This window comes from Clavibacter nebraskensis NCPPB 2581, from assembly GCF_000355695.1.
Taxonomy (GTDB): Bacteria; Actinomycetota; Actinomycetes; order Actinomycetales; family Microbacteriaceae; genus Clavibacter; species Clavibacter nebraskensis.
The window spans coordinates 388,627-414,944 of the sequence record NC_020891.1 but is presented as its reverse complement, the minus strand read 5'-3'; the positions used below and the strand labels follow the sequence as shown (position 1 = coordinate 414,944).

The window sequence follows — 26,318 nt, the reverse complement described above, 5'->3', positions numbered from 1 at the left end:
CGCGTCATGCGATCCGCCTAGCGTCGGCCCCGTCGCACCCGCGACCGACCCGCACCCGCCGCCGCGCGCACCCCGCGCCGCGCCCGCTCCAGCAGGAACCCATGCGCCTCCGCACCCGCCGCCGCCTGTCCGCCTCCGTCGCGCTCGCGCTGGCCCTCGGGATCGCCGGCGGCGGATCCGCCCTCCCGGCGCTCGCCGCGACCGACACGGGCACGGGCACCGGCGCCGCGGCCGGCACGGGCACCGCCGACCGCCCGTACTACAGCAGCAAGACCCCGTACGCCCCGCAGGGCACCGCGGCCGACCTCGCACCCGCGCCCGCCGGGTTCGCGCCCGTCTACACGGAGTCGGTCGCGCGCCACGGATCCCGTGCACTCTCGAGCTTCAAGTACGACTCGCTCACCACGCAGGTGTGGGAGCAGGCCCGCTCCGAGGGCGCGCTCACGACGCTCGGCCAGACCCTCGGCCCGGAGGTCGCGAAGCTCACGGCCGCGAACAAGAAGCTCGGCTACGGCAACCTCACGGGCCAGGGCGCCGACCAGCACCGCGGCATCGGCGCACGCGTCGTCGAGCGGCTGCCGTCGCTGTTCGCCGCCATCGATGCGGGATCCGACACCGTCGCGCTGGAGAGCTCGGGCGAGGCGCGCGCCACCGCGTCGGGCACGGCGTTCGCGGAGGGGCTGAAGCGGGCGGATCCGCTCCTCGCCTCGCACCTGCCGAAGGACATCGCCAAGGACCCCGCCACGCTCTACTTCCACAAGTCGGCCGCCAACGCCGACTACCAGGCCTACGAGGACGGGCCCGCGGTGACCGCCGCGGTCGATGCCATCTACGCCCAGCCCCGCAGCCACGAGGCCGCGCGCCGCCTGCTCGAGCGGATCTACACGCCCGCCTTCGTCGACCGCCTCGCGGCCGGGCAGTACCACTTCGTCGACGGCGGCGACGGCGGCACCCACGTCGACGACGAGCTCGACGCCGCGATGATGCTCTACAACCTCTACATCATCGCGCCCGACATGACGGAGGAGGTCAGCGTCGACTTCGACCGCTACTTCTCCGGCGACGATGCGGACACCGAGTGGTTCGCCTACCTGCTCGACTCCGAGGACTTCTACTCGAAGGGCCCGGCGTTCCAGGGCAGCGACATCACCTACCGGATGGCGACGCCGCTCCTCGACGACTTCCTCGACTCGATGGACGCGCGGCTCGCCGGATCCTCCACCGCCGCGACCTTCCGCTTCGCGCACGCCGAGACGATCATCCCGTTCGCCGCGCTCCTCGGCCTGCCGGGCTCGACGCAGCCGGTGACGCCGGAGGCCCCGTACACGTACGCGACGAACGCCTGGCGCGGCGAGACCGTCACGCCCATGGCCGCGAACGTGCAGTGGGACGTCTTCCGCGACGCGAGCGGCCGCGCCATCGTGCGCATGCTCTACGACGAGAAGGCGATCCCGTTCCGCGCGGGCTGCACGCCCATCGCGGCCGGCTCGCTGTTCTACGACGTCGGAGAGGTGCGCCGCTGCCTCACGGGCGCCGCCGTGGTGGATCCCGGGACGACCTCGCCCGGTGCCTCCGACCCCGGTCGGCTCCCCGGCTCGCCCGCCGAGCTCGCCGCCGCCGACGCCTCCGCCGCGCGCGGCGACACGCTGGCGGCCACGGGCATGTCGGCCGACGAGCTGCCGTTCCTCGCGGTCCTCGCGTTCGCGCTCGGCGCGGCGGGGATCACCGCGGTCGGCGTGGTGCGGCGGCCGCGACAGGACCGGGCCGCCAGCCGCACGCGCTAGAGCGTCGGGGCCACCAGCCCCTCCACCGCGTCGAGCGACGCGCCCAGCCCTGGATCGCCCTCTCGCGTGGAAGGTGGGATCAGATGCGGATCTCCCGATCCAAGATGCGCAGCACTTGCTCGGAGCGCGTCTCCAACCGATCGAGCATCGTCTCGACGGTCGACGTCCGATGCGCCTCGCGCAGGCCCCCCGCGACGAGACGGAAGACGGCGGGCGCGATGGACACGAAGTCCTTGGCCCACTGGATGAACGCATCGCCCGGCATGCCCGCTTCTCGCGCAACCGCGGCCCATTCGAAGGCACCCATCGATTCCGCCTCATACCGCCCTGCGATGGCCATGGACATCCGCGTCGCACCGAAGGCATGGAGCAGGTCTCGCGGCGCATCTCCCCGTGGCCGGATGTAGGGCAACAGGGACGAGAAGTCGTACATCTCGGTCAGATCGAACGCGGGAGCAGCGTGCCTCAGCGAGAAGTTCTTGCCGTGGGCGTCGGTGTTCAGCAGGAACCACGAAGCGAAGAGCGCCTCGACGAATCGGGATCTCGCGAGCGCGGAGATCTCGCTGTCCGGGATGCGGCTGAGCTGGCCGAGGATGTCGCGATATCCCGGGCCGCCGTCCTTCTGGTACTTCTTCAACCGCGGGGTGCCGGTCGCTTGCACGAGGTCCTCTTGATGGAAGCGCGTCAGGCCGCCGTCCGCCGCGGGTTGTCGATCGAAGCGGGTGACCACGAGGGACCGCTCAGTGTCGAAGTCCAGCATCTCGGTCCGGGCGGCGGGAATGCCGAGCAACGGTAGCGCCGTCATCGTCACGTGCTCGATGATCTCCCCGTCAGCGAGGGCACCGACCTTGGGCTTGAAGATGTGGCTGGACGGGTGCACGCCGGTCGGTGCGAACCACTCGCCTCCGCGGAGAGCCAGGGCGAACTTGCCCTGGGCGCCTCCCAGGGAGAAACGGCCTGCCTCGCCTTCCACGAGCGCCGGGTCGGGCAGATCGTCTCGAATGGCCCGGATGCGCTCGGCTATGGATTCGTGGCTGAGCGGTTCCAGATGACCGTCCGAGCGGGATTCCTCCCCTGCCGGGTAGAACTCCAGGGCACCAGCGACGTCTGCACCGTGTACGGCGAGCAGCTGGAACGGCTCCGTGTCCGCGAGTCCCGCCTCCCTCGCCCATGCATCGCGCACAGGGCCGCTGTCCGGCAACAGGTTGTCGATGAAGTGGAACACCACTGCCCCTTCATGCCGCCGCTGCGTGACGGGAAGGGACAGTGAGACAGGCAGATCTTCCTCTTCGCTCCACTCTCTGGTGTATTCCAGGACGTATTCACGCGGCCGGATCTGTTCGAGGGTGGCGACGAGCACGCCGTATAGGCGCACATCGAGGACCCGGATCACTTCGCCTCCTCATGATCTTCCCCGCGAGCAGACCGGGAGCGGGAGGGGAGCTGCCCCTGTCCCCGCATCTGCTGCTGGGAGCGCGACAACCGTTCCATCGCCCCCGCCATGGTGTCTTGCATCGCGACCAGAGCAGCCGCCAGTGCCTTCTCATCGGGCTTCTTCACCCGCGAAGCGACGAGGGCGAACTGCTCCAGGGCGGCAGCGAGATGAGACGTGTCCACGCTTGCGGGCTTGTAGACCGGGATCGTCATGCGGGGCCGCGTGACCGCGACACGCTCCTCGGCGGCCACATCCACATGCAGCTTGAGTGCCCGTAGGACGCGCAGCACCTTCGAGAGCGTGGGATCGCCTTTGCCCGTCTCGAAGCGCGTCAACCACTGACGCGTCACCTCCGCCTTCGCGGCCAGTTCCTCCTGCGACCACCCCAGGTCCAACCGCCGCTGGCGCGCGATGCGACCGAGATCCGCCGACCACGATGCGCGCATGCTCGCTCCCCTCACCTCGTGATGTAACGCCCATGTTACACGCGCTAAATGGAATGTCCATGTGACATCGGCGTCATGGCGCATTCGCGTTCCATGGCGACCCCGCTGATCACGAGGTCGAGTCAGCGGATGGGATGCGGACACGACCAGCAGCGGTCACCCGGTCGGCGCGACCAGCCCCTCCATCACGTCGAGGAACGCGCTCCAGCCCTGGATCGTCATCGCGCGCTGCTCGGGCGTGAACTCGCCCGCGCGCTGCGTCATGGTCATGCGCGAGGCGCCGCCCGCGACCTCCTCGAGGTCGACCGTGAGCGGCTCGCCCGCGGGCGCGTCCGGCCGGTCCGTCATCGTCATCGCGATGCGCGACGGCCGGTCGAGCTCGACGTACTCGCCCGCCCAGTCGATGGATCCGCCGTCGGGCAGCCGCATCACCGCGCTCCACGCGCCGCCGACGCGCACGTCCATGCGCAGGGTGTCGAGCGGCACGTCGACCGCGGCGGTGCCGAACCACGCGGAGAAGTCGGCCGGCGTGGTCCACGCGTCGAACACGCGCTCCCGCGGGGCGGCGAAGGTGCGGGTGATGACGATGGGCTCGCTCACGGCGACCTCCGGTGGTGCGGGGCGGACGGGACAGGCCGCCGCCCCTCAGGGGACGACGGCCCTGCCGTGAGTCGACCAGCCGCGGGCGGCCGTGTCAACGGGTGATCCCGTCGACGGGGATCAGCGCTCGGGGCGGCCGTCGCGCGCATCGCTCGACGGCACCGCGACCCGCGAGGCATCATCGGCCGCGTCCGGGCGGGTCGCCTGCGCCGGGCTCGTGCCGGCGCGGACGCCCGCGCGCTGCTCCGCCTCGAGCCGTTCGGCCTCCTCGCCGCCCACCGCCTCGCCGCGGGCGACGAGCCCAGCGACGTCCGACAGCGGGATCTGCTTGAGCACGAGCGAGAGCACGAACGCGATCGCGATGAACGGCACGAGGTACCAGAAGACCGGCGCCAGCGCGTCGGCGTACGCGTTCACGATCCCGTCCCGCACGGCGTCGGGCAGCCCGTTGAGTGCCTGCGGGTCGATGCTGCTGGCCGAGCTCGCGGCGGCGTCGGGCGACGCTCCGGCGCCGGCGAACACACCGGTGAGGTTCTCGGTGAGGCGCGTCGTGAACAGCGTGCCGAACACAGCCGTGCCGAGCGCGGCGCCCACCTCGCGGAAGTAGTTGTTCGTGCTGGTCGCCGTGCCGATCTGCGCCGCGGGCACCGCGTTCTGCACCACGAGCACCACCACCTGCATGATCAGGCCGAGCCCCAGCCCGAAGACGAACAGGAACACGCAGATCAGCCAGACGGGCGTCTCGGCGGTGAGCGAGGTCATCAGCACGAGCGCGAGCATGGTGAGGAGCGTCCCGACGATGGGGAAGATCCGGTACTTCCCGGTGCGGCTGATGAGGATGCCCGACGTGATCGACATGCCGATGAGGCCGACCATCATCGGCAGGAGCAGCAGCCCCGAGACCGCGGCGGACGTGCCGGTGGACATCTGCAGGAACGTCGGCACGAAGCCGATGGCCGCGAACATCCCGATGCCGAGCGCGAGGCCGATGGCCGTGGCGTTCACGAAGACGGGGTTCCGGAACAGGCTCAGCGGGATCACCGGGTCGTCCGCCCGCGACTCCGTGAACACGAACAGCGACGCCGCGACCACGAGGCCGAGGCCCCAGGCCCAGGTGGCGAGCGATCCCCAGCCGTATGCCGTGTCGCCGCCGAAGTCGGTGAAGAAGATGAGGCACGTCGTCGCGAGCGAGAGGAGCACCACGCCGGCCACGTCGATCCGCTTCGTCGCCTTCTTGCTCGGCAGCGTCAGCGTGATGAACGCCACGACGAAGGCCGCGATCCCGATGGGGATGTTGATGTAGAACGCCCACTGCCAGGTGAGGTGGTCGACGAAGAAGCCGCCGAGGAGCGGGCCGCCGACGGCCGAGAGGCCGAAGATGCCGCCGAGCGGGCCGAGGTACTTGCCGCGCTGGTCGGCCGGCACGATGTCGGCGATGATCGACTGCGACAGGATCATGAGCCCGCCGCCGCCGAGGCCCTGCGCGGCGCGGAACACCACGAACGTCCAGAAGTCCGTCGCGAACGCGCAGCCCACCGAGGCGAGCGTGAAGATCGCGATGGCCGCGAGGAAGAGGTTCCGTCGGCCGAGCACGTCGCCGAACTTGCCGTAGATGGGCATGACGATCGTGGTGGCGAGCAGGTAGGCCGTGGTGATCCAGACCTGGTGGTCGACGCCGCCGAGCTCGCCGACGATGGTCGGCATCGCGGTGGAGACGATGGTCTGGTCGAGGCTCGACAGGAGCATGCCGGCGATGAGGGCCGAGAAGATAATCCAGATGCGCCGCTGCGTGAGCAGGAGGGGCGCCGGGGCGGTGGTGGTCATGGGGTCCGTTCGTGCTGGCGGGTGGTCACGGTGGTGGGGTGCGCGATCTCGCGGAGGGCGTCGAGGCGCCGACGCAGGATGAGCTGGATGGAGTCGGCGTTGCCGGGGACGAGGAACTCGCGCGCGCTCGCGCGGCCGAGCGAGCCCATGGTCTGGACGACGACGGACGCGCGGAGGTCGCCGGGGGGCAGCCCCTCGCGGCGCTCGACGAGGAGCACGTCCTTCGCCTCGTCCTCCATGGCGGCCTCGAGGGCGCGCACGAGGAGGCCGGGCTCCCGGCGGAAGGCCGCGTGCATGTCCTGCATCGAGGTGCCGTCGGTGTCGAGGCGGGCCCAGCGCTCGAGGCACAGCTCCGCGAGGTCGTCGAGGAGGGTCGGCGAGAGCGCCGGATCCCGCGGGTCGCCGGCCGCGACGAACGCCTCCTCGAGGTCGGCGGTGTCGACGTGCGCGGAGCGCCCGAAGAGCGCGTCCTCCTTGGAGGCGAAGTAGTTGAAGAAGGTGCGGCGGGAGACGCCGGCCTCGTCGCAGACCTCCTCGACCGTGAAGCCGGAGAGGCCGCGCTCGGCGGTGAGGCGTCGGGCGAGCGTCGTGAGACGCGCCGAGGTCTCCGCCCGGCGGCGCTCGCGGAGTCCCGTTGCACTCGTCGTCACGGAGTGCATGTTTGCACCATCGTGCGCGCAGTGCAAGTGCGGGAGCCCCGCCGGGGTCAGATCCGGAAGCCCTCCGGCCAGCCGTGCGCCTCGAGGTAGGCGCGCACGCGCTCGACATCGGCGTCCGACGGCATCTCGGAGGTGACGCCCGCGATGGCGGAGGCGACGTCAAGGCGACTGGCCGGCAGCCCGCCCTCGGACGCGAGGCGGGCGCTCACCTGCTGCACCTCCTCGTCGCTGAGACGGCGACGCAGCAGCGCCAGCAGCGGCACGAAGTCCTGCTCGGGGAGCCCGGCGGGGTAGCCGGCGCGGAGCCAGGAGACGATCCGGGAGACGAGGCCCGTGCGCTCGGTCGCGCGCGCGCCGGCGGCGTCCGGCTCGTGCAGGTCGTCGGGGGATCCGAGCGGCCAGCCCGCCGCCGCCAGCCGGGCCGAGACGCGCACCAGGTCCTCGGGCATCGCGGGGCCGAGCAGCATCGCCTCGACGCGCTCGCGGAGCTGGCTCCGGCCGATCTCCTCGCCCGCCGCGTCCGCCGCCACGGCGTCGTCGACGAGCTGGTCGACCACCTGCTCGAGCTCCTCGGCGGTGAGGCTGCGGCGGAGGATCCCCAGCAGCGGCACGTAGTCCTGGTCCGGCACGCCGGTCGGGTAGCCCGCCCGCAGCCAGCCGACGACGCGCTGGACGATGCCGCGGTCGTGGCGGTCGGGGACGACGACGCCGGTCGCGCCGTCGCCCGGCCCGCCGCCCTCGGATGCGCTCTCGGTCATGATCAGCCCTTCGAGGTGAAGGTCGGGATGACGTGCTCGAAGCTCACCGACTGGCCGAAGCCCGTCGCGATGATGAGCGTGAGGCCCGCGACCACGGCGAGGACGACGACCGCGTAGCAGAGGGCACCGACCGCCCGGAGGACGACGGGCGGCATGCGGCGCGCGGAGTCGGATCCGGCGACGCGGCCGCTCGTGTCGGGGCTGGCGAGCGCGAACGACCGCACCCCGAGCGCGAAGAGGGCGGGCAGGCCCGCGCCGAGGACGAGGGCGACGAGGGCGACCTGGCCGACCGCGGAGAGGAAGAGGGGGAGCATGGCGGGATCCTTCAGGCGTCGGCGGGCTGGGGGGCGGGGCGGGCGGCCTTCTCGTCGGACCACTCGTCGTTCACGTTGTGCGCGCCCACGTCGTCCTTGCGCGAGCGGACGTAGACGGTGATCGAGACGGCGACGAGCACGAGCGTCATCGCGATGCCGCCGGCCGCTCCGCCGATGAGGTGGCCGAGCCACCACATGACCGCGCCGACGAGGGCGGCGGCCGGGAGGGTGATGATCCACGCCACGACCATGCGCAGCGCCACGCGCCAGCGCACCTGCGCGCCGGGCCGGCCGACGCCGGAGCCGAGGATGGACCCGGTGGCGACGTGCGTGGTGGAGAGCGCGAAGCCGAGGTGGCTGGACGCGAGGATGACCGCGGCCGACGAGCTCTCGGCGGCCATGCCCTGGTGCGTGTCGATCTCGACGAGACCCTTGCCGACCGTGCGGATGATGCGCCAGCCGCCGATGTAGGTGCCGAGCGAGATGGCGAGCGCGCAGCTGATCTTCACCCAGAACGGCACCGACTCCGTGTCGGTCCAGCCGCCCGCCGCGATGAGCGCGAGCGTGATGACGCCCATGGTCTTCTGCGCGTCGTTCGTGCCGTGCGCGAGGGAGACGAGCGAGGCGCTGCCGATCTGGCCGATGCGGAAGGTGCGGTCGAGGCCGCGGCCGGCGAGGTTGCCGACGATGCGGAAGACCAGCCACGTGCCGACGGCGGCCACCGCCCCCGCGAGGATCGGCGACATGAGCGCCGGCAGGATCACCTTGCCCACGACGCCGTCGAGCTTGGATCCGTCGCCCGCCCAGTTCACGCCGTTCAGCCCGAGGCCCGCGAGCGTCGAGCCGATGAGGCCGCCGAACAGCGCGTGCGAGGAGCTCGACGGGAGGCCGAGCAGCCAGGTGAGCAGGTTCCACACGATGCCGCCGATGAGGCCCGCGAGCACGATGAGCAGCAGCGCGGATCCGCCGCCCTGCAGCAGCGCCGGGTCGGGGGCGCCCGACTTGTCCTGGATCTTCACGACCGCGTTCGTGACCGTGAGCGCGACCTCGATGCTGAGGAAGGCGCCCACCAGGTTGAGCACGGCGGAGAGCGTGACCGCGACCTTGGGCTTCAACGCGCCGGTCGCGATGGATGTGGCCATCGCGTTCGCCGTGTCGTGGAAGCCGTTGGTGAAGTCGAAGGCGAGCGCCGTGATGACGACGAGCACGAGGAGAATGAAGGGATCCACGGCGACGAGCTTGCGCCCTGCCCGCCTGTCCCCTCTACGGAGGACAGCCGGGTTCACCCGCTGTTCATCCGCGCCTGTGGAGGGCCGCACCGCCGACGCCGACAGGAGACCCCCATGACCTCGACCTCCCCGACCGACACCGCCGACGCCGCCGCGACGCCGGAGGTGCGCCTCGTGCCCGTCGACGTGGACGCCGAGGTCGATGGGATCCGCGCGTTCCTCACCGGGAACGCGTTCCCCTTCCACATGCGCCCGCGGCCCACCGCGGCGGAGGTCGACGCGCGCATCGCGGACGGCGACTTCGCGGGGCCCGCGCACGCGGCGCTCTGGATCGACGTGGAGGGGCACGGCCGCGTGGGCCTCGCGGTGCTCGACGACCTCGAGGATCCGGGGGTGCTGCTCGACCTGCGCCTCGCCGAGGCCTGGCGCGGCCGGGGGCTCGGCGCGCCCGTGGTGCGCGCGCTGACCGCGCACGTGTTCCGCACGTACCCCCACGTCACGCGCTTCGAGGCGCAGACCCGCGACGACAACCGGGCGATGCGCCGGGTGCTCGTGCGCGCGGGCTTCGTGAAGGAGGCGCACTACCGCGACGGCTGGCCCGTCGCGGGCGGCGAGCCGCGCGCCTCCGTCGGCTACGCGGTGCTGCGCCGCGACCACGAGACGGGGACGACGACTCCCGTGCCGGACGACGACGAGGCGTAGCCCCTGCCGCCCACGCACGGATGCTGCGTGCGCGGCGGGATCCACGCGCGGAACCCGCTCGCGGGACAGGATGCGACGCCGATCCCGCGGATACGGTGGAGGGACCGCACGCACCCGCACGATCGGAGGTCGATCCATGTCCAGCGCCGCAGCCCCCGCAGCCGTCATCGGCGAGCCCGAGGTCGTCGAGGACGCGAGCACCGTCGCCTCCTCCCCCGCCTGGCTCGCCCTCAAGGACGCCGCCGTCGCGCTCCAGCCGATGCAGGCCAAGGACGGGTCGATCCCCGAGGCCGCGCACCACGCGGAGGCCGCCCGGCTCATCACGGTGATCCGCGACTCCGTGCGCGCGCTCGCCCCGCTCTTCCCGCACGACGCCGCCTACCTCGCAGCCCTCGACGTCGACTTCGCCCGCTGGGTCGACCAGGGCCTCGGCGTCCCCGACTTCCTCGACGCCCTCACCGCGTTCCAGCCGCAGCGCGACCGCGTGGACGGGATCCGGCACCTCGTGGTCTTCCCGATGACCACGCAGAACGGCAGCGCCAGCCGCCTCGTCGAGGCCGTGCTCATCGAGGTCGTCTGGCCCAAGTTCGTCGCCGAGCTGGAGGCGGGCGACTACGGCAACGCGCTGTTCGTCCCCATCCGCTTCGTCGACTTCACGCCCGGCTACGACACCAACTCGGCCGTGCTCTTCCCCGAGACGGTCGCCATGCGCGAGGTGCCGACCTTCACCTGGGGCGCGATCTTCGCCGACCGCGAGGCCGCCCGCTTCCGCCGCGTGGTGCGCCACGCCGCCGAGGTCACGAAGCTCGAGCTGCCGGAGGACGCGCGGCGCCTGCTGGACGACCAGCGGCTCGCGGAGGAGACCTTCGTGATGTGGGACCTCATCCACGACCGCACGCACATGCGCGGCGACCTGCCGTTCGACCCGTTCATGATCAAGCAGCGGATGCCGTTCTTCCTCTACTCGATCGAGGAGCTGCGCTGCGACCTCACCGCGTTCCGCGAGGCCGTCCGCATCCAGCGCCGGCTCGCCGCGGTGGATCCCGCCGAGCGCACCGCCGCCGACGACGCCCTCCTCGAGCGCGCCGGCATGGTGCAGCACGCCGTGATCTTCGACCGCATCTTCCGGTTCGCGATCACCGGCTCCCGCGTCCGCAACTACGACGGCCTCGGCGGCCAGCTGCTGTTCGCCTGGCTGCACCAGCACCACGTGCTGCACTGGACCGACACGCGCCTCACGATCGACTGGGACGACGTCGCCGACGTGGTCGTGGCGCTCGCCGACCGGGTGAACGACCTCTACTGGCGCTCGATCGACCGGCCGAAGACCGCGCACTGGCTGGCCGCCTACGCGATGGTCACCGAGACGGTCACGCCGCACCCCGCGTCCACCTGGGCGAAGGGGCCGGACGCGCTGCCGCTCGACGGTCCGCCGAAGGGCCTCACCGACCTCGTGCTCGACGACGAGTTCCCGCTCAGCATGTTCTTCGAGGCGCTGGAGAAGAAGATGCGCGACGTCATCTCCTCGACCGCGGGGATCACGGGGCAGGCCGCGTGAGCGTCGACGGCCGCGTGGTCGTGGTCGCGGGCGCGTCGAGCGCCGCGGGCCGGGCCGTGTGCGCCGAGCTCACGGCGGCGGGCGCGCGCGTCGTCGCGGTCGGCACAGACGCCGGACGGCTCGCGGACGTCGACGCCGAGCGCCGCGAGGTGTGCGACCTCGCCGACCACGCGGCCGTCGTGGACCTGGCCGCGCGGATCCGGGCCGACCTCGGCGGCGTCGACGGCCTGATCCACCTCGTCGGCGGCTGGCGCGGCGGCAACGGCCTCGAGGGCCAGACCGACGACGACTGGGACTTCCTGCACGAGCGCCTCGTCACCACGCTCCGCAACACCACGCGCGCGTTCGACGCCGACCTGCAGTCGTCCGACGCCGGCCGCCTCGCGATCGTCTCCTCCACCGCCGTGCAGCGCCCGTACCCGGGCGGCGCCAACTACTCGACCGCGAAGATCGCCGCCGAGACGTGGGTGCGCGCCGTCGACCGCGGGTTCTCCAAGGCCGGATCCCCCGCGCGCACCACGATCTTCGTCGTCAAGGCGCTCGGCGGGCTCGAGGAGGCGCTGGCACGTCGGGTCGTCGGGCTGTGGACCTCCGTGCCGCCCGAGCGCGACCTGATCGAGGGCTGACGCGGCCGCTGCCGTAGCACACGGGCGACCGCCCCGGAGAGGGGTCGCATGCCCCTGCCGCGGGCGCCGGAGCGCGGTATACGTTCGCGGGGTGACCTCGCACGCCAGAACCGCCGAGCACGACGCCTTCGGCCCGTGGATCGACACCGTCCGCACCGCCGACGAGATCCCCCGCCTCTACCGCCCGCACGGCGTCGATCCGTTCGCCGCACGTCTCGTGCTCAAGGTGCCGCGCGACATCCCGCGCCGCGACACCGACCCGTCGATGGACCTGTACGACCACCTCCTCGTCGTCGGCGACCGCGACCTGGAGGTGCTCTCGCGCGTCGGATCCGCGTTCACCGCCCGGCGCATCCCCTTCGCCGACCTCGTCGCCGTCCGCGATCGCGTCGACCTCCTCGACGGCCTGCTCACGGTGCACACGGCCGACGGCCAGGCCCTCCGGATCCCGTTCAACGGCGCATCCGCCGACGTGGTCGTGGACCTGACCGAGCTGCTGATGACGCTCGCGGCCGAGTCCGCCGGCGTGCCGAGCTCCTGCCCGACGCGGACCCCGCGGGCGACCCCGCGCATCGACGTCGGGCACGACGAGGCCGGCGTCGCGGCGGCGTACTGGGACCTGGCCTCCCGGGATCCGCAGCTCCGCTACCTGTCGTCGCGCCCGCGCACGCCGCTCGTGCCCACCGCCGACGGCCTCCTGGGCGCGCTGCAGCGCCTCCGTCCGATGAGCCTCGCCGGCGCGGTCGCCGCGTGCTCGCCGCGCGAGCTGCTGATCCTCACCCGCCGCGACCAGGTCATCCGCCGCCGCACCGCGACGCTCTCCATCGACCGCCTCCGGATCCTCCTTCACGCCATCTCGAGCACGACCGCCGAGCCGCACCCGCGCTGGGTCGGCATGTCGACGGTGACGATCCGCGCGGGCGCCGCCTCCTTCGAGGTCGTCGCGGCGGCGGCGGACGAGCTGGAGTGCGACCTCGTCACGGGCGGCAGCTGAGATGCGATGACGGACGCCGTGATCCTCACCGGGACCGTCGGCGCGGGCAAGACCACGACGATGCACGCGCTCGGTGACCTCCTCGCCGAGCGCGGGATCCCGCACGCGCTGGTCGACATGGACGCCGTGCGCCTGCTCCACCCGGCACCGCCCGCGGATCCGTTCCAGCAGGAGCTGGCGCTCCGCAACCTCGGCGACCTGTCCCGCAACTACCGCGAGGCCGGGGCGCGCGTGGTGGTGGTCGCGGCCGTCGTCGAGCACACCGGCGACCTGCCGCGATACGCGGACGCGCTCGGATCCCGCGACCCGCTGCTCGTCCGACTCGCGGTCGACGCCGACGCGGTGCGCGCGCGGCTCGACGCCCGCCACGGCGACGATGCCGCGGCCCTCGCCTGGCACCGCGACCGCGCTCCGGAGCTCGCCGCGATCATCGACGCGGCGGGCCTCGGCGGCCTCGCGATCGACGCCACGTCCCGCACCCCGGCGGAGGTCGCCGCGCTCGTCGCCGACCGCGCCGACTGGTGAGCGCGCCCCCGTAGGGTCGAGTGATGAGCGACGACCTCCCCCTCGACTTCACCGCGCCGCTCTGGGCGTGGGAGGCGCGGCGCGAGCTCTGGACGTTCGTGTCCCTGCCCGTCGACCTCGCCCCGATGCTGCGCGAGATGGGACAGGCCGGGCGCCGCGGCTTCGGATCCGTGCCCGTGCGGGTTCGCGTCGGCACCACGACCTGGCGCACGTCCGTCTTCCCGCAGGGCGACGGCACGTGGATCCTCCCGGTCAAGCGCGCGATCCGCGACGCCCACGGCCTCGAGGTCGGCGACGACGTGCACGTCGACCTCGAGCCGCTGCCGTGAGCGGCGCCCGCCGCCCCTAGCCCGCGGGCGGCGTGTACAGCTGCAGGTCGTTGCCCTCGCTGTCCTGGAACGGGAGGATGCGGCCCCACTCGTGGTCGCTGATCTCGCCCGTGATCTCGGCGCCGCGCGCGCGGATCCGCTCCAGCTCGTCCTCGATGGACCCCTCGGGCGTGAACGAGATGACCGCCCCGCCGCCCTTCGAGCCGCCCGCCTCCTCGCGCGCGTTCAGCCCGATCATCAGGCCGTCCGCGTCGATCTCGCTCCAGTCCGCGTCCTCGCTCGTCACCGTGAGACCGAGCGCGTCGCGGTAGAACGCCACCGCGCGCGTCATGTCCTGCACGGGCAGCCAGACCGTCGCCACCGAATCGATCATGGGGTTCCTCCTCGTTCCGAGGCCGGTCCGATGACCGGCTCATCATCCCGGTCTACTCCCGACGCGGGGGCTCCGCCTCCACGTGCGGCTGAGGTCTGCACCGGCGACGCAGGCCCACCCATGAGGCGCCGACCGTCGCGAGTCCCACCCCGACGGCGAACGCGGTGGCAAGGGCGGCGTAACCCTGCCCGGCGACGATGACCCCGGCGACGACGCTGGCCGCTCCTCCGCCGACGTTGATCACGAGGTCCGTCGTCCCCTGCGTCGCGAGTCGCTCGTCGGGCTCGAGTGCCTCGACCACGGGCGCGGATCCTGCGACCATCCCCATGGACCACCCGATGCCGAGGAGCGCCAAGCCGAGTCCGAAGCCCAGTTCGTCGCCGGAGGCGGACAGCGCGAGGATGCCCCCCGCGCAGCACACGATGATCATGCTGGCAATGGCCGATCCCCTCGTGCCGTGCCGTGCGATGACGAGACCGAACAGCGGACTCAGGCCGTACATGGCCGCGAGGTGGCCGCTCATGACGAGGCCCACGACCGCATCGGGTGCCATGTCGTGATGAAGGTGCACCGGCGCCATGGCCATCAGCGCGACCATGGTCACGTGCACGATGGCGCTGAGACCGATGCCGGCGGACGCAGCCGGTCGACCACGGAGGACGCGCATCACGGTCGCCGGGGAGGATCGCGCACGGGCGCGACTCGGGCGGGGTGGCGAGCTCGGGACCGCGAGCATGACGACGAGGGCAGCAATCGCATAGAGGGCCGCGAGGAGCATGAAGGCCCCGGACGACGCACCCACTCCCGTCAGCGACACCAGATTCGGTCCGACGACTGACCCGACGGTCGACGCCCAGAGGACCAATGCGATCGCCAGAGCCGCATCACGGGGCCGTCGGGCTGTCTCGGCCGCGGCGAAGCGCGCCGCTAGGCCCGCCACAGTACCGCCTCCCACCAGAGTCAGACCGAAGAGCACCGCCTCCCACGCCGACGCCGCGATGGCTGCGGCGCACACGAGCGCCCCGAGCATCGCGAGGGCGTAAGCCAGCCCGAGAGACCACCGCCGGCCTGCTCGGGCCGCGAGTCGAGAGACCGGGATCGTGAGCACGCTGGCGCCGACCACGATCGCCGTCTGCGCAAGACCTGCGATTCTCTCCGAACCCGACAGCTCGAGCACGGCGACGCTCGCGATCGTGAGCGAGAGGCCCGCACCGGTGGAAGCGGCCACCTGCGCCGCCACGAGCGCCCTGAGCGGTCGTGACCGGAAACGGCCGACATCAGCATTCGCGCCGCTGCCGATCACGCGCTCGCTGACGGGGTGCCCCGTCGCCTGTAGAAGAACGGGGCCTCATCCCCGGCGACGAAGACGGCCTCGTACTGTTCGAAGTCCTGGTAGACGAACGCCTCGTACTCCGTGACGATGCGCCCGTCCAGGTGTTCGATGGCGACGCCGTGCCAGGGGCTGATGCGGGTGGCATCGTCTTTGATTCGAGGGGAGTACTGCCCCGGCTTCGGATGGACCGTGCCGCGCACCGCGTGAGGGAACGCGCGCCCCAGCACATCGAGTTCGCGCAGCTTGGTGAGGAGCACGGCGTACTCGAAGGCGGTCCGATCGGCCCGCTCTTCGAGGATCTCATCTGCTTCTCGCAAAAGCGCCGCGACGTCCACCCCATCGAGGCCGCCTCTCTTGTTGAGCTCGATGAAGGCCGCCGAGATGGCTGTCGTCTCCGTCCCCTGCCGGAGGGCCCGGACGAGATCCCGCCGATGCGTGAAGCGGTTCGAGGCCCACAGCCGAGTCACCTCCTCCCTCACCGCCAGGTCGATGGAGGCAAGCTCCTCGCTTCTCGCCTGCATCACGTCGTGCATGTCCACCGCCTGGATGCGCCCGCGCGCACCGAGCAGGTCGATCTGCTTCCTCACGTTGTCGCCATACGGCATCGCCTCATCGTCGCTCTAACCGTAGAAGGGCCGATAGGCGCGACCGTCCAGCACCAGGGTGAACAGCACGCCGGGTGCATAGACGACTGACACGGCGTCGGAGATGTTCTTCAGGAGCTGCAACGCGTAGAGCTCGCCGAGATCAGGGGCCACTCGCCGGTGCGCCGCAGGGTTGTGCGGCCGACCCGCGAAAGACGGGAGCACCACCTTCACCGGGCGCCCACATCGGATCGCGTCGGCGACGCGCCGGAGGACGTCTCCGGATGCATCCCAGGGGAAGTGCGACGGTCCCTTTCGGAATCTCTCTTCATTCATCACCCCGAGCACCGCCTCGGGTGTGCACGGGCCCGCTGCGACCGGGCCCCCGAGGGCAAGCCGTGACGCCGCTGGAACGCGTCGACGTCGAACCTCGGCAGGGTGCAGGACGCGATGGGATGCCAGCGCCTCGCCGCGGCCAAGAGCTTCGCCGGGTCTGCCCTCCACCCTGGGTCCGTGGAGGACACATGCTCGAAGAGCTTCGACGATCGGTGCTCGTCCCCTTGAACTGACGACACGATTCCTCCTCATCCCCGATGAGGGCGCCGTGTGCATCCCTCGGTTGGAGAGGGAAGGAGGAGGTGCGGCACGGGTGGCGCTCCTACCCCGAATTCGCCGCCTGTTGCATCTTTGCCGTCGCTGCGGTAGGCGCTGCGCAGTAGCTGCGATCGTTGACAAATGTCCACCATCGGCATATGGTTGCTTGTAGTCAACTACCCGGAGGAACATGTCCCAGCACCACCCGGCCACCGCGTCACCCGCGAAGGCCCCCCGCCGCACCGTCTCGGCCGACGGATCCATGTCGAAGCGCCAGGTCCTCGAGTCCCTGTCGGGCCTCCTGCTCGGCATGTTCGTCTCGATCCTCGCCGGCACCGTCGTCTCGACCTCGCTGCCGATCATCATCAGCGACCTCAAGGGCGACCAGTCCGGCTACACCTGGGTCGTCACCGCGACGCTGCTCGCCACCACCGTGAGCACGCCGCTCTGGGGCAAGTTCGCCGACCTCTTCAACCGCAAGCTGCTCATCCAGCTCGCCCTCGGCACCTTCGTGCTGGGATCCGCGCTCGCCGGCTTCTCGCAGAACACCGAGACGCTCATCGTCTTCCGCGTGCTCCAGGGCCTCGGCGCCGGCGGGCTCGCGGCGCTGAGCCAGATCATCATGGCCGACATCATCAGCCCGCGTGACCGCGGCCGTTACGCCGGCCTCTTCGGCGCCGTCATGGCCGTCGGCACCGTCGGCGGCCCGCTCCTCGGCGGCGTCGTGACCGACGCGTTCGGCTGGCGCTGGAACTTCTTCATCGCGCTGCCCATCGCGATCATCGCGATCATCCTGTTGCAGGTCACCCTCCACCTGCCCGCCCACCCGAAGCGCAAGGTGCACGTCGACTACCTCGGCGCGGTCTTCATCGCCAGCGGCGTCTCGCTCCTGCTCATCTGGGTCTCGCAGGCCGGCAAGCAGTTCGAGTGGGCCTCGGGCACCTCGTACCTCATGGCGGGCGGCGCCGTCGTGCTGCTGATCGCCGCGGTCGTCACCGAGCTCAAGGTCGCCGAGCCGATCATCCCGCTCACGATGTTCCGCAACCGCACCTTCACGCTCTCCGTGCTCGCGAGCCTCGCGGTCGGCATCTCGCTGTTCGGCACCTCGGTCTTCCTCGCGCAGTACATGCAGCTGTCGCGCGGCGCCACGCCGACGCAGTCGGGTCTGCTCACCATCCCGCTCATGGCGGGCCTGCTCATCTCCTCGACCGTGTTCGGCAACCTGATCAGCCGTCGCGGCAAGTGGAAGACGATCATGATCTCGGGCGCCGTCCTCATCGTCGCCGGTACGGGCCTGCTGTCCACGCTCCGCTACGACACCGACTTCCTGCTCGTCGGGATCTACATGTTCGTGCTCGGCGCGGGACTCGGCATGCTCATGCAGAACCTCGTCCTCGTGGTGCAGAACGCCATCGAGGTCAAGAACCTCGGTGTCGCCACCAGCGCGGTCACGTTCTTCCGCAGCCTCGGCGGCACGGTCGGCGTCTCGGTGCTGGGCTCGATCCTCGGCACGATCATCGCGTCGGAGATCACCGCGGGGATCATGAAGCTCGCCCCGGCCGACCAGGCCGTCGCCGCGCAGGCGCTCGGCTCCGGCGTGATCCCGCAGGTCAACTCGCTCACCCCGGCGGTGCGCACCGTGGTCGAGAGCGCCTACGGCGTGGGCATCGGCGACGTGTTCCTCTACAGCGTGCCGCTCGCGATCGTGTCGCTCGTGGCCGTGATCTTCCTGCCCAACGCGCAGCTCGGCAGCAAGAACGCCGTGCAGCTGAAGAGCGACAAGGCCGCCACCGCGGTCGACGCCCGCGAGGTGCATCGCACGGACGCCGAGGACGCGCTCATCGGCGCATCCGCCGGCGCCGTCGCGCTCACCCCGGTCGGCGAGGCGAACCCGACGGGATCCATCCGGATCCCCGAGGCCGAGGACGCCGGGGTCGACTCCCGCCGATGACCGACGAGGACCGCTCCCCCGTGGGCGACGCTGCGGGTGACTCCCCCGGCGTCGCCGACGGGACGGCCGACGGGATCGCCGCGGGCATCGCCGCGGTGGAGGAGCAGATGACCGCGCTCGCCGCGCGCATCCGGGCGACGACCCGGGAGGCGGCGTCGCGGATCCACCCGGAGCTGCCGCCCATCGGCTACAAGATGCTCCGCGTGATCCGCCGCTGCGGCGCGGCCCACGCGAGCGCCGTCGCCGACCAGCTCGGCGTCGACCGCAGCGTGGTCAGCCGCCAGCTCCGCCAGCTCCAGGACCTGGGGCTCGTGGAGGTCGGGGCCGACGCGCAGGACGGCCGGGTGCGCGTTCTCGCGCTCACCCCGGCGGGCCGCGCGGGGATCGAGGCGGACGACGCCGCGGGCGGCAGCCGCCTGATCCGCGGGCTCGGCGGGTGGACGCGCGCCGACCTCGACGCCTTCGCCGGCTACCTCGCGCGGCTCAACGCCGGCGGGGACGCGCTGCCCGCGGACGCGGATGCCGACGCGGTCCGCGGCTGCGGCGTCGCGGAGGACGGGGATCGCGCCGCCGCGGAACGCGCACCGGCCGATCGCACGCCCGCCCACGCGAGCTGAGCGGACCGGCTCAGGACGTCACGACGCGCCGTCGGACGGGGATCGACTCCCCGCCCGGCGGCGCGTCGTCGCGTCCGCGGCGCTCTCCTCGTGCGCGCGCGGCACCTCGCCCCCGATGGCTGCGTGCAGCGCCTCGAGCGCCGGCAGCGCGCGGGCGATGTCGCGGCGCTCCTCGGCCGTGAGCCGGAGGAGGGCGCCCACGAGCACGCCCTCGGCCGAGCGGTCGAAGGTGCGGAGCAGATCCCGTGCATGGTCCGTGAGCCCGACCTCGCTGCTGCGGCCGTCGCCCTCCACGAGGCGCCGGTCGACGAGCCCGTCGCGCTCCATGGCGAGGACGAGGTTGCTGACGGTGGAGCGCGCGAGCCCGAGCGAGCGGCCGAGACCCGTGGGCGTGGCCCAGCCGATGGCCTCGAGCCGGCGGAGGACCTCGACCTGCGCGTCCGGGAGGTCGGGCAGGTCGGCGGCGCTCCGCGACGCGTTCATGAGCCGGCGGCGGAACGGCCCGAGCTCCGAGCCCAGGCGTCGGGCGACGGCCCGCAGCTCCTGGTCGGACGCGTCGGCGGGCATGCACCGAGGATACCCAGGAAACTGCGCTTGTGACAAACGCATATCGGTGTCAGGCTCTCCGCATGACAACGATCACCACGAGCGTCGAGCACCCCGTGCCCGCTCAGGACCTCAGCCCCCTCGTCGGACACCGCCTCATCTACACGTACGCCAACGGCTGGCAGTACGAGATGTACGTGAAGAACGCCACGACCATCGACTACCGGATCCACACCGGCATGGTCGGCGGCCGCTGGGTCAAGGACCAGACGGTCGACCTCGTCGCCCTCGCCGAGGGCGTCTTCAAGGTCTCGTGGAACGAGCCCACCGGCACGAGCGTCGTCGTGAACATCGTCCCGGCGGCCCGCGTGCTGCACGGCACGATCTTCTTCCCGCGCTGGGTGGAGGAGGACGGATCCAAGACCGTGCTCTTCCAGAACGACCACCTCGAGCAGATGCGCGCCTACCGCGACGAGGGCCCCACGTACCCCATCTACGTCGTGCCGGAGTTCGCGCACATCACCCTGTACGAGTTCGTGGGCGCCGACGACGAGACCGTCGTCGACACCGCCCCCGCCGACCTCCCGGCCGGCTTCGCCGACCGCCGCAACTGATGGGCGCGGCCCCGGCGCCGCGCGTCGCCCCGCTCGCGCTCGACCACGGCGGGCGCACCATCCGCGGCTGGGAGCACGGCACCGTGCGCCCCGGCGCACCCGCCGCGCTCCTCGTGCACGGGTTCAGCGACTCGGGCACCGGGGGCCACGGCCTGTGGGTCCCCGTCGCCCGGGCGCTGGCCGCCTCGGGCACGGCGGCGCGCGCGTACGACCGGCTCGGGCACGGCGTGAGCGACGGCGACTTCGCCGACGTGCGCCTGCTCGACGAGGTCGACCAGGTGTCCGCGATGATCCGCACCCTCGCCGAGGACGCGGACGGCCCCGTGCACGTGGTCGCCCACAGCCTCGGCGGCGTCGAGTCGGCGCTGGCCGCGGCCCGCGCGCCGGAGCTCGTGGCGAGCCTCACCCTGTGGTCGCCGGCCGGCGTGGTCGTCGACGACATCACGGAGCACGGCCGGGTGATGAGCGTGCCGCTGGCGGCGGCCCGCGAGCGCGGCGTCGTCGACGTCGCCGGCATGGGCCTCGGCATGGGCTTCCCGGACGAGGTGCTCGCGGGCGTCGACGTCTACGGGCCGGTCGCCGCGTACGCCGGCCCCGCCGAGGTGCTGCACGGCACGGCCGACGAGGTCGTGCCGGTCGCCTACGGCGCCCGGTACGGCGAGCTCCTGCCGGGCGCCACCTTCACGGCCGTGGAGGGCGCGGATCACGGCTGGTCGTCGGTGGACCTCCGCCGGATGCTGATCGAGCGGCTGCTCGCGCACGTGGCGCGGGCGTCCGGCTTGGCGTCGGCCTAGCCCGACCAGCGCGCGGCGGGGAGGATGGGGGCGTGCTCGCACCCCTCGTCCTCCCCGTCCCGCTCGCGGCGCGCGTCGCCGGCGTGGTCCTCCGCCGCGCGACGTCCGCCGACCTCGATCCCTTGATGGCCCTGCTCGCGGACGATCCCGTGAGCGCCTCGCGCGGCGACCGCGCGGATCCGGCCGACACGGACCTCTACCGCGACGCGCTCGTGCGGATCCTCGCCGATCCCGCCAACGACCTGCTCATCTCGACCGATGCGGTCGGCGCCCTCGTCGGCACCCTCCAGCTCACCCTGATCCCCGGCATGGCCCGCCGCGGCAGCTCCCGCCTCCAGGTCGAGGCCGTCCGCGTGCGGAGCGACATGCGCTCCTCCGGCATCGGCGGCGCGATGATGCGTTGGGTCGCGGACGCCGCCGCGCCCGCCCTCGACGCGACCCTCGTCCAGCTCACAAGCGACGCCGCCCGCGTCGACGCGCACCGCTTCTACGAGCGGCTCGGCTACGCGCGCTCGCACGTGGGCTTCAAGCTGCGGGTCCCGTCGGCCGGCTGATCGCGTCAGTCCTCCACGCGCACGCGGAAGTGCCGCGCGAACACCGGGCCGAGCGCCATGAGCTGGGTCGAGTCGAGCACGGCGCCGCGGAGGCCGTCGGGGGTGTCGAGGTCGTGGATCTCGGCGCCGCGGAGATCCAGGTGCGTGAGGCTCGAGTCGGCCAGGTCGAGCGTGCCGATGGTGGTGCGCGCGAAGGCGATGCGCATGCCGGACGTGCCGCGGAGGTCCAGCTCCTCGATGGCGCAGTCGGTGATGAGCAGATCGGTGATCTTCGAGCCGCGCAGGTTCACGAAGCCGAGCCGGCAGTCGGTGATGTGCACGGAGGAGAGCGACGCGTCGTAGAGCTCGGCGGACCCGACGCGCGAGCCCTCGAGGCGCACGTCGCGCATCCGGATCCGCGGCGCCTTCAGCACGGGCGCGTCGAGGCGCGACGCGAGCACGTCCACGAGGCTCGCGGCCGTGAGGTCGGCCTCGTGCAGGCGGATCCGCTCCAGCGCGCACTCCTCGAACCCGATGTCGACGAGGTCGGCGTCCGAGAGGTCGGCGTCGGCGAAGCGCAGCCGCTCGAAGGACGCGTGCGCGTCGAGGTCGGACGGGTCGCCGTCGGCTAGCCGCTCGAGCCGCGGGTCGCTGATCCGGGGCGGGAGGATGCGGGTGGATGCGGCCATGCGGAGCCTCCGGGAGCGGGTCGGTGCGGGTGGGGCGCCGTCGGCCGGCGGTGCTCACCACGGTACGGGAGACCCCCGCGGGCGGCGGGTGCGCTCCTCGCGAAGGCCACGAAGCGCCCGAGGACGTCCGCCCCCGCTACTGAGGTCCGCACCCCGCGCCGGTCCGAACGGCCGGTCCGGGCACCATTGCCCACGAAAAGCCCGAACTGGGTACACGACAACACCTGCGAGACCCCAGTAAGCATGGCCGATGGTCGCACCCGAGGCGGCCCCCGGATCCAGGAGCACCATGACAACCGCACGCCGACGCGCCCTCGTCGGCCTCATCTCGCTGGCCCTCGTGGCCTCCGCTCAGGCGGGCATGGCGACCAGCGCCATCGCCGCCGACGCGCCCGTCGGCACCGCAGCCGTCGGTACCACCGCCGTCACCTTCACCACCGCGCCCCAGCCGTCCATCACCGGCACCGCGCAGGTCGGTTCCACCCTCTTCGCCGTGACCGGCACCTGGGCGCCGCAGCCCGACTCGTTCACGTTCAAGTGGTGGAGCAACGGGCTCGCGATCTCCGGCGCCACCGGGTCCGCGTACACGCTCGTCGCCGCGGACCTGGGCAAGAAGATCACGCTGACCGTGACCGCGAACAAGGCCGGCTACACGTCGCTCGCCAAGTCGAGCGCCGCGACCGCGACCGTCGCGGCCGCGCCCTCCCCCGTCGCCTTCACGACGGTGCCGACACCGACGATCAGCGGGACCCCGAAGGTCGGCACCCCGCTCACCGCGGCCACCGGCACGTGGGCACCGGTGCCGACGACCTTCGCGTACCGCTGGTTCGTGGCGAACGTGGCCGTCACCGGCGCGACCGCGTCCACCTACACGCCGGTCGCCGCCGACGTCGGCAAGCGCATCACCGTCACCGTGACCGGCAGCCGCTCGGGCTACACGACCGCCGCGAAGACCAGCGCGGCGAGCGCCGCCGTCGCGGCCGCGCCCGTCACCACGCCCGCGACGTTCACCACCGTCCCGACGCCGACCCTCACCGGATCCGCGCAGGTCGGCGGGACGCTCACCGCCGTCCCCGGCACGTGGGCACCCGTCCCGACGACGTTCACGTACCGCTGGTTCGCCGCGAACGTGGCCATCAGCGGCGCGACCGCCTCGACCTACTCGCCCGTCGCCGCGGACCTCGGCAAGCGGATCACCGTCACCGTCACCGGCGCGCGGAGCGGGTACACGACCGCCTCGAAGACCAGCGCGGTCAGCGCCGCCGTGGTCACCGCGCCCGTCACCTCGCCGTCGACGTTCACCACCGTGCCGACGCCCACCCTCAGCGGCACCGCCCAGGTCGGCGCGACCCTGACCGCGGCGCCCGGCACCTGGGTACCCGTCCCGACGACGTTCACGTACCGCTGGTTCGCGTCGAACGTGGCCATCTCGGGCGCGACCGCCTCCACCTACGTCCCCGTCGCAGCGGACGTCGGAAAGCGCATCACCGTCACCGTGACGGGGGCGCGCTCGGGCTACACGTCGGCCTCGAAGACGAGCGCCGGCTCGGCCGCGGTCGTCGCCGCACCCGCCGCGAAGGCGTTCGCGATCGCGTCATCGCCCACCATCAGCGGGTCCGCCTCGGTCGGCGGCGTCCTCACCGCGGCGACCGGATCCTGGTCCCCCGCCCCGGCGTTCACGTACCAGTGGACCGTGGGCACCACCGCGATCACCGGCGCCACCGGGTCGACCTACACGGTCGGCACGGCGGACCTCGGCAAGACGATCACGGTGACGATCACGGCGAAGGCCACGGGCTACATCACGACGAGCAAGACGAGCGTCGCGACGGCCGCGGTCGGCAAGCCGGCGATCGCGTCGACGCAGCCGGTGATCGTGGGCGATGCACGAGTTGGATATCCCCTCCGCGTGGTTCCGGGCATCTGGAATCCGAAGCCGTCCTTTACGTTCGTCTGGTACGCGAATGACGTGAAAATCGACGGGGCCAATGCGCAGGATTACACGCCCGGCTCGGCCGATATCGGAAAACGCATAACTGCGACTGTGACGGGGACCGCACCTAGTTACTCGGCCGTCGCACGTACGAGCGGACGCACGGCAGCCGTCGTCGGGATGGACACACAGCCTCCCGAGCAGCCCTGGAACGGAAAAGTCGTCGGCAACGTCTACCTCGACTTCGTGGATCCGCAGAACCTGGTCACAGAAGGCAACATCGATCTGGTCAACCCCGAATACGGCTGGGCCGACTACTCGGCTGCTATCGGGAACGGCGCTTACTCCATGTCGGACATCCGGCCCCGCGAGTATGGGCTGCGTGTCGAGGTCGAGGTCGCCGGGGAGTACATCATCCAGTACTTCGGACAGACCAACGACCTCAAGTCAGCCCAGACCTTCGCTGTGCAGTCGAATGGCACGATGACCATTGACGTGGTCGTCAAGCGATACGCCTCGGTGAGCGGAACCGTCTCGGCTACTGACGAGTTGACGGGCGACGTCCCGGTCTCGATCTTCAGGACTGATGGCGACGGCGCCGAAGTCGGCGCGACCCGGACAGACTGGGGTGGAAGGTTCACCGTGCGGGACATCGTCCCTGGTACATACAAGGTGCGCTTCGGCTCTCCCACGCCTAATGACGGCGCCGTGGTCGGCGAGTGGTTCGGGGACTCGGACACCCGGGCGTCCGGAAAGACGGTCACAGTATCTCAATGGGGCCAAGCCGTCATCGGCGTCAATGCGGTGCTGACACCCGGCACTCGTCTCGCAGGACAGATAACGTCGCCGACGGGTTCCCTTGGTGGTGCTCAAGTCTCATTAGTCCCCCAAGACGACCTGGAGGGTCTGACGACCATGAACGTCACCGCAGATGCCGGCGGTTACTACGCCTTCCCTGCGATAGCTCCTGGGAAGTACAAGGTACTTGTGAGCAGCAGCCGGTCGTCAGCGCCAGTCTACGAGACACGGTGGGCCGGCGGGACGGGGTCCTTGGAGACATCGACGACCTACACCGCCGCTCGCGGAACGCCCATGCCGCGGGTAGACGTGCAGTTGGCGGTCAGCCCGTCCGTAACGGTGCAAGTGACGGGTCTCGCGGCGGCAGGGTGGGACCCGGACAGAGCGCTGGTGTCCCTGTATCAGGACGGTGTCCGGAAGTTCTACAGCTGGGCATGGAACGGTGATCCCGCCTTCCTCCGCGATCTGACGCCGGGCACCTACAACGTCGCGATTACGTACTACGACGCCGACTACAACGCCGACTACAACGCCAAGGCGTACTGGTGGAACGGCGGCGTCTACGCCGACAAGTCCGAGATCGTCGTGCGCGCCGGGGACTCGATCTCCATCGTCGCGAAGGCGGTCACGCGGGTCGCTCCGGCAGGGGCGCAGCTCGTCCGCTGATGCCCGACCCGCATCGTCCACGGCGCCGTCACCTCCTCGGAGGTGGCGGCGCCGTCGTCGTGGTCGCCGCCGGTTCCGCGCCGGTCCTTGACGGGATTTCCCCACTCGCAGGATCATGGCGCATGGCCGCTGTCGAGCACTTCGAGATCCCCGCCGACGACATGGCGCGCGCGAGCGCATTCTACTCCGCCGTCTTCGGCTTCCGCTACGAGCCGTGGGGGGAGGACGCGGGCATGATCCTCACCGGCTCGGATGAGGGGATCAATGGGGACCTCCATCGGCGTGCGGACGTGCCGCATGCCACCATCGTCGTCACGGTCGACTCCATCGAGGAGACGGTCGCCCAGGTCGAGGCGCACGGCGGATCGGCGATGGGCGGGATCCAGATGCTCAACGACACCGACCGCTGGGCCTACGTGCGCGACAGCGAGGGCAACGCGATCGGCCTGTTCGACCACGGGCCGCGCACCGAGTAGGCGCCGCCGGCCGCACGCCCCGCGGGCCGGCCAT

28 protein-coding genes are annotated in these 26,318 nt (G+C 71.7%); 14 read left to right on the top strand and 14 right to left on the bottom strand.

What is annotated here, in order from left to right:
- The first annotated feature begins 101 nt into the window (after nucleotides 1–101).
- A complete protein-coding gene (locus CMN_RS02015) occupies nucleotides 102–1,784 on the top strand; it encodes a histidine-type phosphatase (protein WP_015489195.1) in 1,683 nt (560 codons plus the stop codon).
- A 79-nt stretch (nucleotides 1,785–1,863) separates the two neighbouring features.
- Here the strand turns inward: CMN_RS02015 and CMN_RS14600 are convergent, their stop codons facing one another.
- The 8 genes from CMN_RS14600 to CMN_RS01975 all read right to left on the bottom strand — a co-directional run bounded on the left by CMN_RS14600 (nucleotide 1,864) and on the right by CMN_RS01975 (nucleotide 9,049).
- On the bottom strand, nucleotides 1,864–3,177 hold the full coding sequence (locus tag CMN_RS14600; protein WP_015489194.1) for a HipA domain-containing protein: 1,314 nt from the start codon (nucleotides 3,175–3,177) through the stop codon (nucleotides 1,864–1,866).
- Nucleotides 3,174–3,665: a helix-turn-helix transcriptional regulator gene (locus tag CMN_RS14595; protein ID WP_015489193.1), complete on the bottom strand. Its 492-nt coding sequence runs from the start codon at nucleotides 3,663–3,665 to the stop codon at nucleotides 3,174–3,176. Before CMN_RS14595 ends, CMN_RS14600 begins: the two co-directional genes overlap by 4 nt.
- A gap of 156 nt (nucleotides 3,666–3,821) precedes the next feature.
- Nucleotides 3,822–4,265: an SRPBCC family protein gene (locus CMN_RS02000; RefSeq protein ID WP_015489192.1), complete on the bottom strand. Its 444-nt coding sequence runs from the start codon at nucleotides 4,263–4,265 to the stop codon at nucleotides 3,822–3,824.
- Nucleotides 4,266–4,385: 120 nt separating this feature from the next.
- Nucleotides 4,386–6,089, bottom strand: a complete 1,704-nt coding sequence (locus tag CMN_RS01995; protein WP_015489191.1) for an MDR family MFS transporter — start codon at nucleotides 6,087–6,089, stop codon at nucleotides 4,386–4,388.
- The gene (locus tag CMN_RS01990; RefSeq protein ID WP_015489190.1) at nucleotides 6,086–6,748 is read right to left on the bottom strand and encodes a TetR/AcrR family transcriptional regulator; all 663 of its coding nucleotides are present in this window, start codon (nucleotides 6,746–6,748) and stop codon (nucleotides 6,086–6,088) included. The genes CMN_RS01995 and CMN_RS01990 overlap by 4 nt, the downstream gene beginning before the upstream one ends.
- 47 nt (nucleotides 6,749–6,795) lie before the next feature.
- Nucleotides 6,796–7,506 carry a DUF3349 domain-containing protein gene (locus CMN_RS14590; RefSeq protein ID WP_015489189.1) on the bottom strand — a complete coding sequence of 237 codons (711 nt, stop codon included), beginning with the start codon at nucleotides 7,504–7,506 and terminating at the stop codon, nucleotides 6,796–6,798.
- A 2-nt stretch (nucleotides 7,507–7,508) separates the two neighbouring features.
- Nucleotides 7,509–7,820: a hypothetical protein gene (locus tag CMN_RS01980; RefSeq protein ID WP_015489188.1), complete on the bottom strand. Its 312-nt coding sequence runs from the start codon at nucleotides 7,818–7,820 to the stop codon at nucleotides 7,509–7,511.
- Between the two features lie 11 nt (nucleotides 7,821–7,831).
- Nucleotides 7,832–9,049: an inorganic phosphate transporter gene (locus CMN_RS01975; protein ID WP_015489187.1), complete on the bottom strand. Its 1,218-nt coding sequence runs from the start codon at nucleotides 9,047–9,049 to the stop codon at nucleotides 7,832–7,834.
- Nucleotides 9,050–9,163: 114 nt separating this feature from the next.
- On the opposite strand from CMN_RS01975, the gene CMN_RS01970 reads away from it, so the two are divergent.
- The 6 genes from CMN_RS01970 to CMN_RS01945 all read left to right on the top strand — a co-directional run bounded on the left by CMN_RS01970 (nucleotide 9,164) and on the right by CMN_RS01945 (nucleotide 13,783).
- On the top strand, nucleotides 9,164–9,751 hold the full coding sequence (locus CMN_RS01970) for a GNAT family N-acetyltransferase (RefSeq protein ID WP_015489186.1): 588 nt from the start codon (nucleotides 9,164–9,166) through the stop codon (nucleotides 9,749–9,751).
- A gap of 136 nt (nucleotides 9,752–9,887) precedes the next feature.
- Nucleotides 9,888–11,309: a DUF6421 family protein gene (locus CMN_RS01965; RefSeq protein WP_015489185.1), complete on the top strand. Its 1,422-nt coding sequence runs from the start codon at nucleotides 9,888–9,890 to the stop codon at nucleotides 11,307–11,309.
- Nucleotides 11,306–11,935, top strand: a complete 630-nt coding sequence (locus CMN_RS01960) for an SDR family oxidoreductase (RefSeq protein WP_015489184.1) — start codon at nucleotides 11,306–11,308, stop codon at nucleotides 11,933–11,935. The genes CMN_RS01965 and CMN_RS01960 overlap by 4 nt, the downstream gene beginning before the upstream one ends.
- A 91-nt stretch (nucleotides 11,936–12,026) precedes the next feature.
- Entirely contained in the window at nucleotides 12,027–12,929 is a 903-nt protein-coding gene (locus CMN_RS01955) for a hypothetical protein (protein ID WP_015489183.1), read from the top strand.
- A gap of 6 nt (nucleotides 12,930–12,935) precedes the next feature.
- Nucleotides 12,936–13,454 carry an adenylyl-sulfate kinase gene (locus CMN_RS01950; RefSeq protein ID WP_015489182.1) on the top strand — a complete coding sequence of 173 codons (519 nt, stop codon included), beginning with the start codon at nucleotides 12,936–12,938 and terminating at the stop codon, nucleotides 13,452–13,454.
- 23 nt (nucleotides 13,455–13,477) lie between these two features.
- A complete protein-coding gene (locus tag CMN_RS01945) occupies nucleotides 13,478–13,783 on the top strand; it encodes a DUF1905 domain-containing protein (protein ID WP_015489181.1) in 306 nt (101 codons plus the stop codon).
- 16 nt (nucleotides 13,784–13,799) lie between these two features.
- Here CMN_RS01945 and CMN_RS01940 read toward each other — a convergent pair whose 3' ends face one another.
- Genes CMN_RS01940 through CMN_RS15065 form a run of 4 tightly spaced genes read right to left on the bottom strand, consistent with a single transcriptional unit; the run spans nucleotide 13,800 to nucleotide 16,409 of the window.
- Entirely contained in the window at nucleotides 13,800–14,156 is a 357-nt protein-coding gene (locus CMN_RS01940) for a VOC family protein (protein ID WP_015489180.1), read from the bottom strand.
- A gap of 52 nt (nucleotides 14,157–14,208) precedes the next feature.
- Nucleotides 14,209–15,459 (bottom strand): MFS transporter, encoded by a 1,251-nt coding sequence (locus CMN_RS01935; protein WP_015489179.1) that lies wholly within the window; start codon nucleotides 15,457–15,459, stop codon nucleotides 14,209–14,211.
- The gene (locus CMN_RS01930) at nucleotides 15,456–16,076 is read right to left on the bottom strand and encodes a hypothetical protein (protein ID WP_155119024.1); all 621 of its coding nucleotides are present in this window, start codon (nucleotides 16,074–16,076) and stop codon (nucleotides 15,456–15,458) included. Before CMN_RS01930 ends, CMN_RS01935 begins: the two co-directional genes overlap by 4 nt.
- Nucleotides 16,077–16,109: 33 nt before the next feature.
- Nucleotides 16,110–16,409, bottom strand: a complete 300-nt coding sequence (locus tag CMN_RS15065) for an L-tyrosine/L-tryptophan isonitrile synthase family protein (protein ID WP_227077796.1) — start codon at nucleotides 16,407–16,409, stop codon at nucleotides 16,110–16,112.
- A 448-nt stretch (nucleotides 16,410–16,857) separates the two neighbouring features.
- On the opposite strand from CMN_RS15065, the gene CMN_RS01920 reads away from it, so the two are divergent.
- Nucleotides 16,858–18,618: an MDR family MFS transporter gene (locus tag CMN_RS01920; RefSeq protein WP_015489178.1), complete on the top strand. Its 1,761-nt coding sequence runs from the start codon at nucleotides 16,858–16,860 to the stop codon at nucleotides 18,616–18,618.
- Entirely contained in the window at nucleotides 18,615–19,235 is a 621-nt protein-coding gene (locus CMN_RS14585; protein ID WP_015489177.1) for a MarR family winged helix-turn-helix transcriptional regulator, read from the top strand. Before CMN_RS01920 ends, CMN_RS14585 begins: the two co-directional genes overlap by 4 nt.
- Before the next feature lie 18 nt (nucleotides 19,236–19,253).
- On the opposite strand, the gene CMN_RS01910 is transcribed toward CMN_RS14585, so the two are convergent.
- Entirely contained in the window at nucleotides 19,254–19,802 is a 549-nt protein-coding gene (locus CMN_RS01910) for a MarR family winged helix-turn-helix transcriptional regulator (protein WP_015489176.1), read from the bottom strand.
- Nucleotides 19,803–19,864: 62 nt separating this feature from the next.
- Here CMN_RS01910 and CMN_RS01905 point away from each other — a divergent pair, with 62 nt between their 5' ends.
- From CMN_RS01905 to CMN_RS01895, 3 genes are read left to right on the top strand one after another with little or no spacing between them, the layout of a single operon-like run.
- Nucleotides 19,865–20,395: a phenolic acid decarboxylase gene (locus CMN_RS01905; RefSeq protein WP_015489175.1), complete on the top strand. Its 531-nt coding sequence runs from the start codon at nucleotides 19,865–19,867 to the stop codon at nucleotides 20,393–20,395.
- Nucleotides 20,395–21,189: an alpha/beta hydrolase gene (locus CMN_RS01900; protein ID WP_015489174.1), complete on the top strand. Its 795-nt coding sequence runs from the start codon at nucleotides 20,395–20,397 to the stop codon at nucleotides 21,187–21,189. Before CMN_RS01905 ends, CMN_RS01900 begins: the two co-directional genes overlap by 1 nt.
- A 32-nt stretch (nucleotides 21,190–21,221) precedes the next feature.
- Nucleotides 21,222–21,743, top strand: a complete 522-nt coding sequence (locus tag CMN_RS01895) for a GNAT family N-acetyltransferase (RefSeq protein ID WP_015489173.1) — start codon at nucleotides 21,222–21,224, stop codon at nucleotides 21,741–21,743.
- 5 nt (nucleotides 21,744–21,748) lie between these two features.
- Here the strand turns inward: CMN_RS01895 and CMN_RS01890 are convergent, their stop codons facing one another.
- A complete protein-coding gene (locus CMN_RS01890; protein ID WP_015489172.1) occupies nucleotides 21,749–22,411 on the bottom strand; it encodes a pentapeptide repeat-containing protein in 663 nt (220 codons plus the stop codon).
- 289 nt (nucleotides 22,412–22,700) lie between these two features.
- Here CMN_RS01890 and CMN_RS01880 point away from each other — a divergent pair, with 289 nt between their 5' ends.
- Nucleotides 22,701–25,808, top strand: coding sequence for a hypothetical protein (locus CMN_RS01880; protein WP_015489171.1), 3,108 nt, complete (start codon nucleotides 22,701–22,703; stop codon nucleotides 25,806–25,808).
- 122 nt (nucleotides 25,809–25,930) lie between these two features.
- Nucleotides 25,931–26,284, top strand: coding sequence for a VOC family protein (locus tag CMN_RS01875; protein WP_015489170.1), 354 nt, complete (start codon nucleotides 25,931–25,933; stop codon nucleotides 26,282–26,284).
- The last annotated feature ends 34 nt before the right edge of the window (nucleotides 26,285–26,318 follow it).

Excerpts from the sequence above, each read along its gene's own strand:
- CMN_RS02015 (WP_015489195.1), top strand. The coding sequence starts at position 102 with ATGCGCCTCCGCACCCGCCGCCGCCTGTCCGCCTCCGTCGCGCTCGCG.
- CMN_RS14595 (WP_015489193.1), bottom strand. The coding sequence starts at position 3,665 with ATGCGCGCATCGTGGTCGGCGGATCTCGGTCGCATCGCGCGCCAGCGG.
- CMN_RS01995 (WP_015489191.1), bottom strand. The coding sequence starts at position 6,089 with ATGACCACCACCGCCCCGGCGCCCCTCCTGCTCACGCAGCGGCGCATC.
- CMN_RS01990 (WP_015489190.1), bottom strand. The coding sequence starts at position 6,748 with ATGCACTCCGTGACGACGAGTGCAACGGGACTCCGCGAGCGCCGCCGG.
- CMN_RS14590 (WP_015489189.1), bottom strand. The coding sequence starts at position 7,506 with ATGACCGAGAGCGCATCCGAGGGCGGCGGGCCGGGCGACGGCGCGACC.
- CMN_RS01980 (WP_015489188.1), bottom strand. The coding sequence starts at position 7,820 with ATGCTCCCCCTCTTCCTCTCCGCGGTCGGCCAGGTCGCCCTCGTCGCC.
- CMN_RS01970 (WP_015489186.1), top strand. The coding sequence starts at position 9,164 with ATGACCTCGACCTCCCCGACCGACACCGCCGACGCCGCCGCGACGCCG.
- CMN_RS01965 (WP_015489185.1), top strand. The coding sequence starts at position 9,888 with ATGTCCAGCGCCGCAGCCCCCGCAGCCGTCATCGGCGAGCCCGAGGTC.
- CMN_RS01950 (WP_015489182.1), top strand. The coding sequence starts at position 12,936 with ATGACGGACGCCGTGATCCTCACCGGGACCGTCGGCGCGGGCAAGACC.
- CMN_RS01945 (WP_015489181.1), top strand. The coding sequence starts at position 13,478 with ATGAGCGACGACCTCCCCCTCGACTTCACCGCGCCGCTCTGGGCGTGG.
- CMN_RS01940 (WP_015489180.1), bottom strand. The coding sequence starts at position 14,156 with ATGATCGATTCGGTGGCGACGGTCTGGCTGCCCGTGCAGGACATGACG.
- CMN_RS15065 (WP_227077796.1), bottom strand. The coding sequence starts at position 16,409 with ATGAATGAAGAGAGATTCCGAAAGGGACCGTCGCACTTCCCCTGGGAT.
- CMN_RS01920 (WP_015489178.1), top strand. The coding sequence starts at position 16,858 with ATGTCCCAGCACCACCCGGCCACCGCGTCACCCGCGAAGGCCCCCCGC.
- CMN_RS14585 (WP_015489177.1), top strand. The coding sequence starts at position 18,615 with ATGACCGACGAGGACCGCTCCCCCGTGGGCGACGCTGCGGGTGACTCC.
- CMN_RS01910 (WP_015489176.1), bottom strand. The coding sequence starts at position 19,802 with ATGCCCGCCGACGCGTCCGACCAGGAGCTGCGGGCCGTCGCCCGACGC.
- CMN_RS01905 (WP_015489175.1), top strand. The coding sequence starts at position 19,865 with ATGACAACGATCACCACGAGCGTCGAGCACCCCGTGCCCGCTCAGGAC.
- CMN_RS01900 (WP_015489174.1), top strand. The coding sequence starts at position 20,395 with ATGGGCGCGGCCCCGGCGCCGCGCGTCGCCCCGCTCGCGCTCGACCAC.
- CMN_RS01890 (WP_015489172.1), bottom strand. The coding sequence starts at position 22,411 with ATGGCCGCATCCACCCGCATCCTCCCGCCCCGGATCAGCGACCCGCGG.
- CMN_RS01880 (WP_015489171.1), top strand. The coding sequence starts at position 22,701 with ATGACAACCGCACGCCGACGCGCCCTCGTCGGCCTCATCTCGCTGGCC.
- CMN_RS01875 (WP_015489170.1), top strand. The coding sequence starts at position 25,931 with ATGGCCGCTGTCGAGCACTTCGAGATCCCCGCCGACGACATGGCGCGC.